The organism is Streptomyces sp. NPDC059255, assembly GCF_042752355.1.
In the GTDB taxonomy this organism is placed as follows: Bacteria; Actinomycetota; Actinomycetes; order Streptomycetales; family Streptomycetaceae; genus Streptomyces.
Genome location: NZ_JBHYZP010000080.1, coordinates 1 through 8,321 on the forward strand (window position 1 = coordinate 1; position 8,321 = coordinate 8,321).

Sequence of the window (8,321 nt, forward strand, 5' to 3'; positions counted from 1 at the left end):
GCTGGACGTTGACCGCCCCAAGGCGATGACGTGAATCGTGCCAGGTTCGCACGAGGCTGGCACTCGACCGGCCAACTGAAGCGCTCAGTCACACCCGGTGTGACTGAGCGTTTTAGTTGGCGGGTGAGCGCTGTACTTGGCGAGGTGAGCGCTTGCGGTCCAGGCGCCTTGTGCATCCTGCGAGTCGGAGTGCCTGAATGCGGATGCGAAAACGTCACCTTGACGATAACCTGGCACTAGGTCTTTGGGATGACAAGGAGCAGCAGTGCGCGCGTTCGTTTCCCACAACCATAAGGACAAGCCTGCTGTTCGCTCCTTTGCCACGAAGCTGCGGTTGGGCGGCGTGGACATCTGGCTCGACGAGTGGGAACTGAGCCCCGGCGACTCCATTCCTGGCAAAGTCGGGGTCGCCTTGGACACGGTCAACACCGTGCTCGTCTGCTGGTCCGAGCACGCCAGCACGTCGGAGTGGGTCAAGTCCGAGTTGGAGACTGCGATCATCCGGCGACTGGAAGACGGGCTCAGGATCATCCCAGTCCGCCTGGACGACACGCCACTCCCGGCGCTCCTCCGCCCCCTGTACTGGGTCTCCGTGACCGAAGACGACGATCAGACCGCCGTCAACAAGATCTTGGGCGTCGATACCACCGGATTCCTTCAGGGCGTTCAACAGCTTCTGAACGAGGCGACCATCGAGGCCGTGTCCTTTCACGGAGCCGGCGTCTACGTGATCTGCCCCAACTGCGGCGCTCCGCCAGCCAAGCTCGAACAGTGGGGTGCGACCGACTACGACCGCGGAGACCACTACGCCGGGGTGCGCTGCACTGAGTGCCGTTGGGAGGAGGGCGGCGAGGTATAGCAGGTTCGTGCTTGCCGCGACCAATCATGCCTCGGTACAGCCGCTGTGCCGGGCCAAGGCGCGGCCTCGCTCAACCCGCCAACTGAAGCGCTCAGTCACACCCGGACCGCCGATGGTCTGGGGCTCGCTCGGTATCCGCAGTAGGCCGTATGCCGACTGCTCGATCCCCCTACGATGGCTTCGTGCGGAATACCAAGGCGTTCAAGGAAGCCGTTGCCCAGACGCTCACCGAGCTGGCCCACCGCGGGGTGACTCTGGCACCGGCGACCGTGGCGGACACCATCGAGCAGCAGATCACCACCGTGTCCGAACGCCTCGGCATCCAGGTGCGTTCCGCCTGGCGCTACTTCGACGCCTCCGTCACAGCCGACCGTCTCGCGCAGAGCGTGCGTTCCTACGAAGAGAACAGCAGCGAAAAGGGCACAGGGCAGGCCCCCATGCCGCCGGTGGGCAACCCCGAGCTGGCCCTGGTTCTCGCCGGGGTGCCGGACACATTGGTCCAGACGAGCGGCGACCTGTACGCGGTCATCATCAACGTGGCCGTCAACGCCTGGATGGCCGGCCACATCCACGGCGAGGACGGCTGCACCGGATGCGGCGACCGAGGCCCGGCCGGACACGACTGGGAAGCCCGGATGCGCGTCATCACCGACATGCAGCCGAACATCGCCAAGTGGTTCGACCGCGACGTATGGACCGCCGCCGTCAACGACGCTGGCTACACCGTCACCCGGCGCTGACCCGACGCTCAGGTCTCCTCGAAGCCGTGTGTGACTGCTCACGTTTGTTGGCGAATCGCCTCTGGAGTCTGTGCAGGTCACGGCGATTCTGTTCATCGCAGTTGGCGAGACCTGCTCACGATAGTTGGCGGATCTGGGCCCTGGTCCGGCGTCTTCACCAGCGAAGACGCAGTTCAGGTGATCATCGCGGCGGCTTCGCCAACAAGCGTGAGCATCCGCCATCTATCGCGAGCGGTCACACCGTGATCGAAACCCCGGACGCGCAAACGGGCTTCGATCTCTGTCCACAGGACTTCGCTGGCCTGATGGTTCACATGAGCGATCACGAGCAGCAGCCGGCCCCGCGCCGCGGCAAGGTCCTGGAGGCCCTCGCGCGGGCGGAGCGGAAGCTCTTCACCCGGCCCGCCCCGAAATCGGCAAAGGCACGTATGAAATTCCTGCGCACGCGCGAGGGCGGGTCCACCGCAGCCGTAGCGGAGCGCCTGGGCACCTCACGCCGGACGGTGGAGCGATACCTCGCCGGGAAGCTGACGAAGCCACAGAAGCGCCTCCAGGCCGCCTTGACGGAGGAGACGGAATCCGAGTGGCAACCGCAGGTCAGAGCGCAAGCGCGCGCGCAGGCGTCCACCTCCAGGGGGATGATGGTGGATGTGACGGCGTACTTCGGATTCACCTGCACAGGCAGCTCGGACGACGGCCGCAAGCGCCAGATCACCACGGACATCTCACCCACCTACGTGAAGCAGATCCTGAAGCTCCAGGAGGCCGGTGCGACGGAGGAGGATTTGCATCCGATCGTCGCGGAGGCCATCACGGAGTCGTATTTCACGGAATGGGGCACACGGGCCGACGGCCTCCGCGCGGATTTCACGTCCGTGTCGTCAATATCTTTCCGCTTCTGACCCGACCGAATTCCGGACCTGCTATAAACCAGATCTGCGGGCCGCCGTACAGAGCTCTGGCGGCGGCCCGCTCGAATCCGTTCCACGAATACGAGGCCGAAGATGACCAGGATGTGGCCGCCCGGCGACGGCATCCGTCGACCGCTCGCCCCGCGCGTCTCCGCGCTCCGAGAGCCGGTCGACCCCGCCCGCATCGGCCGCCGCGTCGTACGGCGCCAGGCGAAGGGCATGGACGCCGACGCCGTCGCGGCCGCCCTCGATGACGCCCGGTTCGACGCACGGCAGGCGTCCCGGCACGAGGACCTGGCCGACGACGCCCGCGGCCCGGCGGAGCTCGCGGAGTGGGAACGCATCGAGCAGCTGCTCGCCGACGCCGTCCCGGGCACCGTCTACGACCCGGACACCGACCCCGTCGTCCGGGCGGAACTCGAAGCCGACGCCGCGGCCGCCGCCGCCCGCGAGACTGAACTGCGCGAGGCCGCCCGGGTCGCGGCCCGCGCCGACGAGCTCCAGGCGCTGCGCGAGCTGGGCACGCTGGAGCAGACCGAGCCCCGCATCGGGGACGAAGCCGCCCGGGACGAACTCACCCGGCGAGCCGGCGGGTACGTCCAGGCCGACGTCGACGGCTGGCTCGCGCACGCCCTGGCCGCACACCTCGGGCACTACCGCGACCCGGCCGCCCGTGAGGAAGCAGCTGGCCTCCTCACCCCGCCGGTCCTCGCGCACGCCGCGCTGCTCGCCGAACTCGCCCGCCTGGTCCCCGGCGCCGACGTCGACCAGCTGGCGTTCGCGGCCCGGCTCGCCACCACCGAGCCCGAAGCCGCCGGCGCCCTCGCCGCGTTCCTCACCCGCGCCCGCCCGTAGCAGCGTCCGCGATCACCGAGGGTCACTGTCACGCTGTCACGCCCACCCGTGTCACGCACCCCGATCCGGTTGTCACGTCGGGGTGTCACGCTGCCAGTCGGGCCCGGAATCACGGGCCCGACCCCGGATTTGGGCCACCTCGCCGATCAACGTGACACCCTCCCGGAGCGACTACGGTCCGCATCCGGCTGCGGTCCCTCACCCGCCTGAACAGTGGGCCGATCTGTGTCATCAACCCCCTGTTTCCCCAGGTGGACACGCTCACCTGTGTCACTGTTCAGCTGATCTGTGTCATCGGCCGACGGGCAGGCACCGCCGCGCGGCAGCACCCCGAGACCGGGGTCTCCGCCGCCCGGGGCCTCGCTCTCGTACGAGCCGCCGGGATCGTCCCCGGGCGGCCCGGCGGGTGCGGAAGAATCGCCGGAGTGAGCATCGACAGCGCCACCGCCGCGCTCTACGCCCAGGCCCTGCAGAGCACCGTCGCCGACCCGAGCCGGTGCACCGTGCCGTGGGGCGTGTGCCCCGAGCACGGCGCCACCCTCAAGTCCCGCGCGCGGGCCACCGAGGGCTTCGACTCCTGGTGCACGGACTTCACGTGCTTCAACGTCTGGCAATACGACCGGCTGGACGCGGCCTGCACCGAGCCGTCCACCCACACCATCCAGGCCGACAACGGCGACCGCTACGTGGTGTGCGACGGCCACGCCCTGACCGCCCGCCCCCAGATCACCGACGGTCAGGTCCTGCCCGGCCTGCCCACCCCAGCGCCTGGAGGACAGCGCCGTGAATGAGAACGAGTACCCGCTGAACGTCATCGTGGACAAGATCCGCGACTACCTCGACCAGTCGGGACTTCTCGACGCTGAGGAGTTCGGGGCCATCGAGGACGACGTGACCGAGCTGGCCCGCGGCATCGTCAGCGAAGTCGAGTCGTCGTTCGGGATGTGACCCGGCCCGCCCTGCGGCGGGCCCCGGTTCGTCCGTACCGGGGCTCAGCGGCCCGTCCCGGCGATACCGTGGCGAGACACGCCAGTTCTGCCCTCTGGAGCCCTCGATGAGCGAACAGCCGGCCTCCGCCGACACCGCCGCCCGGCAGCTGGAGCCCGCGGCCGCCGACGCGGTGCGCGCCTACGCCGCCAAGACCCGCGCCGACGCGGACCGCCTCGCCGCCGTCCTCGAGGACATCGCCGCCAACGGCCTGCCGGACCCCGAGCAGTGCACCCCGTGGGAGGAGCTGCGCGAGGCCCACCTCACCCGCCTCGCCGCACAGCGCCCGGCCGTCGCCTGATGCCCGCACAGTACGGCCCGCGCCGCGCCCGGATCACGTTCTCCGACTCCGCCGCGAAGCAGCTGGAGAACCTGACCAGCGAGGCGGAGATCCATGCCCTGGACCGCGCCCTGGTCGTCGTCTCCGTCAACCCGGACGTCGGCGAGCCGATCCCCGGCAGCGCCGCCGGGCCCCAGCTGCGCGAGTACGCCGACGAAGTCGAGCGCGTGCGGCTGTTGTACTGGGTGACGGCCCTCAAGACCGTGGTCGTCGTCGCGTACATCGAGGTCTGACTGCCGTCCGTCCAGGAGCTCTCCGGCCATCAGGGCCTGTGTCCTCGCTCGGCACCCGGCCTTGCACCCTTGCACCCATCGCCCGGGTGCCGCTCCGGGACCATGGCCGGCGGTTCGTCCGGGGCCCGGTCCGCAGACGGCCTTGCACCCTATTAGTGAGTAGTACAGGTAGTACTTATGTGCGGGTTGTAGATCGCTCCCCCCTGAGAGCGGAGCTCGCCGCGCGGGCATCGCCATCTGCCGCTCACCTGTACCGACACCCGGTCGCCGTCCGGCGCACATGATCCTTCCCGACGCTGTACGGCCGCCTGAGGCGTTCTGACGCCCTCCAGGCCCTGAGCGACGATCAAGGGCCCCAGAGACGCTCACGGCGGCGTACAGCGGTTCGAGCGGGCTGAGGAGCGCTTGGCCCTCGGTAACGGCGCTACGACCGCGGCGCCACGCGTCCCGATCCCGGAGCTGCACCCTCGCTGTTCCCGGCCCGAGCTCCGCGTCTCAGGGGGGAGAGATCTACAACCCGCACATAGGTACTACCTGTACTACTTACTAATGGGGTGCAAGGCCGCTCCCACCAGGGCCAGGGCCCCGTCTGCCGACGGTCGTCACCAGCCAGTGCAGCACCATCGCGCTGCTCTGCCCGCAACGTCCTGCTGCTCCTGGTGGTGAGGGGTGCAAGACGCCTGCTGCCGGTCTGCTGTGAAGTGAGGCGCAGTAATCGCACGGTCCAGGCGGCACACGGGTGCTGCACGTGTAGCAAGGCCGGCCTCACCGTGGAGCTGGTGGTTGCTGCTCCGGGATGGCTACGCGGTCGCGGCTGCTGCTGTCGGCGTGCTGGCGGGCCGTCCGCTGCTGCGCGAGCACGCCCGCAGCGCGCAGTTGAAGAACACGTCGACGTCGACGCCGGAGTCCCGGCGGGTGACCTCGTGCAGCGCCTTCGTCGCTTCGAAGGCGGCCACGACGGGGAGGGTGGGTTCTTGGTGCGGGTGCGCCTTGGTCTCCAGGTGGTGGGCGAAGCCGAAGTGATGGGTCCGGTCCTGCTCTGCGGTCACCACATGCTGGTGGGCCTTGCGGGCTGCCTCGAACCATCGCGCCGCGTCGTCCGTGCCCAGCGCGTTGACGACGATCGCGAAGAACGGGGTCACCTGCTCCGCGCTCGCGGGCCAGCTGTCGGTGTCCGGGCCGAAGCGGTTGCCCAGCTCCTGGGTGAAATAAAGGCCGAAGTCGTACGTCACGCCCCACTCCTACCGCGAGGGCCGGGCCCCGCGCGAACGGCACGCGGAGCTCCAGCTCGGAAACGCTCGTACGCACCGTGCTGCCTGCGCCTTTCCCCTCCAAGGGAACGGCGTACTACTCCGGGCACGAGAACGGCGCCGCACCAGGAGCGCAGCGCCGTGTAGCCCGGGCGGCCGCCCGCCCGGCCGCCCGGCCGGGTCAACGGACGCGTTTGAGGCGGGTCTTCTTGGTGATGGGCGTGACGTTGCCCTTCGCCTTGGCTTCGGCTTTGCGGGCCTTCTCGTCCAGATGGAGCTGGAAGCGTCGCTCGTACTCGTCTTCGAAGTCGCCGGCGTCCAGTCGCATGTCCCGGGGCAGCGCCTTGACGGCTCGCTGCTGTTCTCGGGGGTCGTTGAACGCGGCGATCATCGGGTGGAGCTGGAAGCGGCCGCGGCGCACCACGGTGACGAGCCGGGCTGCGGCCAGGTGTGGCATGGCGCGGCTGATCATTCCGCGCTCCATCGCGAGGCCAGACGCGAGTTCGTCGTGCGTGGCGACGACCAGGCCGCCGGGCTCCTGCTCGGTCATCATGTGCAGCAACAGGGTGTAGGCGGTGGGAGGTAGGCGCGGTACGTACGCGAGACCGTTGAAGCTGCCCCACAGCACGTTGCGGCGCGGAACCCATTCCTCGGCAGCGGACGTCATGACGTGGCCTTCCCTTCCCCATCCGACTCCTTGCGCACTTCCAGTTTCGCGCCGGGAGCAGCCATCGCCCGGAATGCGTCGGGCGCGTCCGGGTCCTCCATGATCTCGCGCAGCAGGTCCAGCTGCTCCACCCTGTCGCTCAGACCCGCCTTGGAGCGCTTCTTCTCGGCCTTCTGAGGCTCCCTCAGCCCGCCCCTGAGCGATGCGGCCGGGTTGAGCTGGTAGAGGCCCCGCTGGAGCTTGCGCAGCGCGCCGTCGGCCTCCAGGACGTTGAAGACGCGGCTGATGTGAGGCCGGCTGTACCCGAGGGCCTCAGCAACATCGTCGTGCTTGGCCTCGATCAGTCCCCCCGGCTTCTGCGAGCCCATCAGATGGAACAGCACCACGAGCACGAACCGGTCGTCGTCGTAGCGGACGGCAGCCCAGCGCATGAACTCCAGGCTGTCCATGGAGAACGCCTCGCCGATGAACCCCGTGCTGGAGCCGACCGGGAAGACCTGGGCGGCATGGCCGGCGGGCAGATCGATGGTGGAGCCGGAGGACCTGTTGTAGGCGGTGGGCGGCGGCTTCGGACGCCGCCGACGACGGGGCGGGGCGCCGGGCAGCTTCGGCGCTGCGCCGCCGTCCAGAGGCCCTGAGCTCATGGGGTCGCTGCCTCCTTGATCGTTGTGGTGTCAGAACCATAGCGGAGAACCGTGGCAGCAGTGCCACCAAAACGCGGCAGTGCCGACACGAAAGTCACCCGTACGTCAGCCCTGAACTGACCTCTGCTTCCGGTTAGGGCCCGAACCTCCCGCTGACGCACGGTGCGCCGTTTCGTGGCAGTACTGCCACGAAACGATGTTGCTCGGTCAGGACCGGCTGACGTCGCAACCGAGATATGTCAGTCCAGGGCTGACATATCTTTCTGAGCTCGACTCCTTGACCTGCAGAAACGCAGGGCTCTCGTCTCTAGAGCGTGCGCGCGCGTGATACCGGTTCTCCCCACCGTGATCAAGTACCGCCACGCCGTGGGATCCGCCCACCAGCAGCAGCCTCGAAGTCTGTCGACCGGACCCCGTCGTGGCGGGCGCGGCTTCGCGTGCGGCCTCGTCGGCCGACTGCGGGCCGTGGACGGCAGCAGCGGCGCTGAGTCTCGGGTGGTGCCGGCCGTGACGCTGAAAAAGCAAGGAAGCGTGGCCGGTGACGGTGGGCGGTTCCGCCGCCCGGCCCTGGGGGCCGTTCGGCTCCGGTACCTCCGCACGCCGGAATTCGAGCTTTCCGATATCTGAGGTACCGTTCTGTGGCTCGGGTCCACAACTTCCCAATTCGTTATTCCTCGCGAGAGCGAGGGAAAGGGAATTTTGTTGTTGGCCTTTCATCAAAAGCCGCGTCCCGTCCGTCTGGTTGGGGGGTGTCCTGTGTTTCCGCCAACGGTACATGCTGCATCAACCCGATGCACTCACTACACTAGAACCCACACGAACGAGCGACCCCCAC

General features: G+C 68.5%; 11 protein-coding genes. 8 read left to right on the forward strand and 3 right to left on the reverse strand.

Features of this window, described 5'->3' with window-relative positions; translation table 11 throughout:
• Positions 1-265 precede the first annotated feature (265 nt).
• The 8 genes from ACFXKG_RS40825 (at position 266) to ACFXKG_RS40860 (ending at position 4,925) form a co-directional block, all read left to right on the forward strand.
• Complete coding sequence (locus ACFXKG_RS40825) at positions 266-859, forward strand: toll/interleukin-1 receptor domain-containing protein (RefSeq protein WP_384850570.1); 594 nt, start codon at positions 266-268, stop codon at positions 857-859.
• A gap of 182 nt (positions 860-1,041) precedes the next feature.
• The gene (locus ACFXKG_RS40830) at positions 1,042-1,599 is read left to right on the forward strand and encodes a hypothetical protein (protein WP_384850572.1); all 558 of its coding nucleotides are present in this window, start codon (positions 1,042-1,044) and stop codon (positions 1,597-1,599) included.
• A 314-nt stretch (positions 1,600-1,913) separates the two neighbouring features.
• Positions 1,914-2,501 carry a telomere-protecting terminal protein Tpg gene (tpg, locus tag ACFXKG_RS40835; protein ID WP_384850598.1) on the forward strand — a complete coding sequence of 196 codons (588 nt, stop codon included), beginning with the start codon at positions 1,914-1,916 and terminating at the stop codon, positions 2,499-2,501.
• Positions 2,502-2,603: 102 nt separating this feature from the next.
• The gene (locus ACFXKG_RS40840) at positions 2,604-3,365 is read left to right on the forward strand and encodes a hypothetical protein (RefSeq protein WP_384850575.1); all 762 of its coding nucleotides are present in this window, start codon (positions 2,604-2,606) and stop codon (positions 3,363-3,365) included.
• 425 nt (positions 3,366-3,790) lie between these two features.
• Positions 3,791-4,156, forward strand: coding sequence for a hypothetical protein (locus ACFXKG_RS40845; RefSeq protein WP_384850578.1), 366 nt, complete (start codon positions 3,791-3,793; stop codon positions 4,154-4,156).
• Positions 4,149-4,313 (forward strand): hypothetical protein, encoded by a 165-nt coding sequence (locus ACFXKG_RS40850; RefSeq protein WP_384850581.1) that lies wholly within the window; start codon positions 4,149-4,151, stop codon positions 4,311-4,313. Before ACFXKG_RS40845 ends, ACFXKG_RS40850 begins: the two co-directional genes overlap by 8 nt.
• 106 nt (positions 4,314-4,419) lie before the next feature.
• Positions 4,420-4,653, forward strand: coding sequence for a hypothetical protein (locus ACFXKG_RS40855; protein WP_384850584.1), 234 nt, complete (start codon positions 4,420-4,422; stop codon positions 4,651-4,653).
• Complete coding sequence (locus tag ACFXKG_RS40860; protein ID WP_384850586.1) at positions 4,653-4,925, forward strand: hypothetical protein; 273 nt, start codon at positions 4,653-4,655, stop codon at positions 4,923-4,925. Before ACFXKG_RS40855 ends, ACFXKG_RS40860 begins: the two co-directional genes overlap by 1 nt.
• 800 nt (positions 4,926-5,725) lie before the next feature.
• Here ACFXKG_RS40860 and ACFXKG_RS40865 read toward each other — a convergent pair.
• The 3 genes from ACFXKG_RS40865 to ACFXKG_RS40875 all read right to left on the reverse strand — a co-directional run bounded on the left by ACFXKG_RS40865 (position 5,726) and on the right by ACFXKG_RS40875 (position 7,486).
• Complete coding sequence (locus ACFXKG_RS40865; protein ID WP_384850589.1) at positions 5,726-6,157, reverse strand: hypothetical protein; 432 nt, start codon at positions 6,155-6,157, stop codon at positions 5,726-5,728.
• A 199-nt stretch (positions 6,158-6,356) separates the two neighbouring features.
• Complete coding sequence (locus ACFXKG_RS40870; RefSeq protein WP_384850592.1) at positions 6,357-6,842, reverse strand: hypothetical protein; 486 nt, start codon at positions 6,840-6,842, stop codon at positions 6,357-6,359.
• The gene (locus ACFXKG_RS40875) at positions 6,839-7,486 is read right to left on the reverse strand and encodes a helix-turn-helix domain-containing protein (protein WP_384850595.1); all 648 of its coding nucleotides are present in this window, start codon (positions 7,484-7,486) and stop codon (positions 6,839-6,841) included. Before ACFXKG_RS40875 ends, ACFXKG_RS40870 begins: the two co-directional genes overlap by 4 nt.
• Between the last annotated feature and the right edge of the window lie 835 nt (positions 7,487-8,321).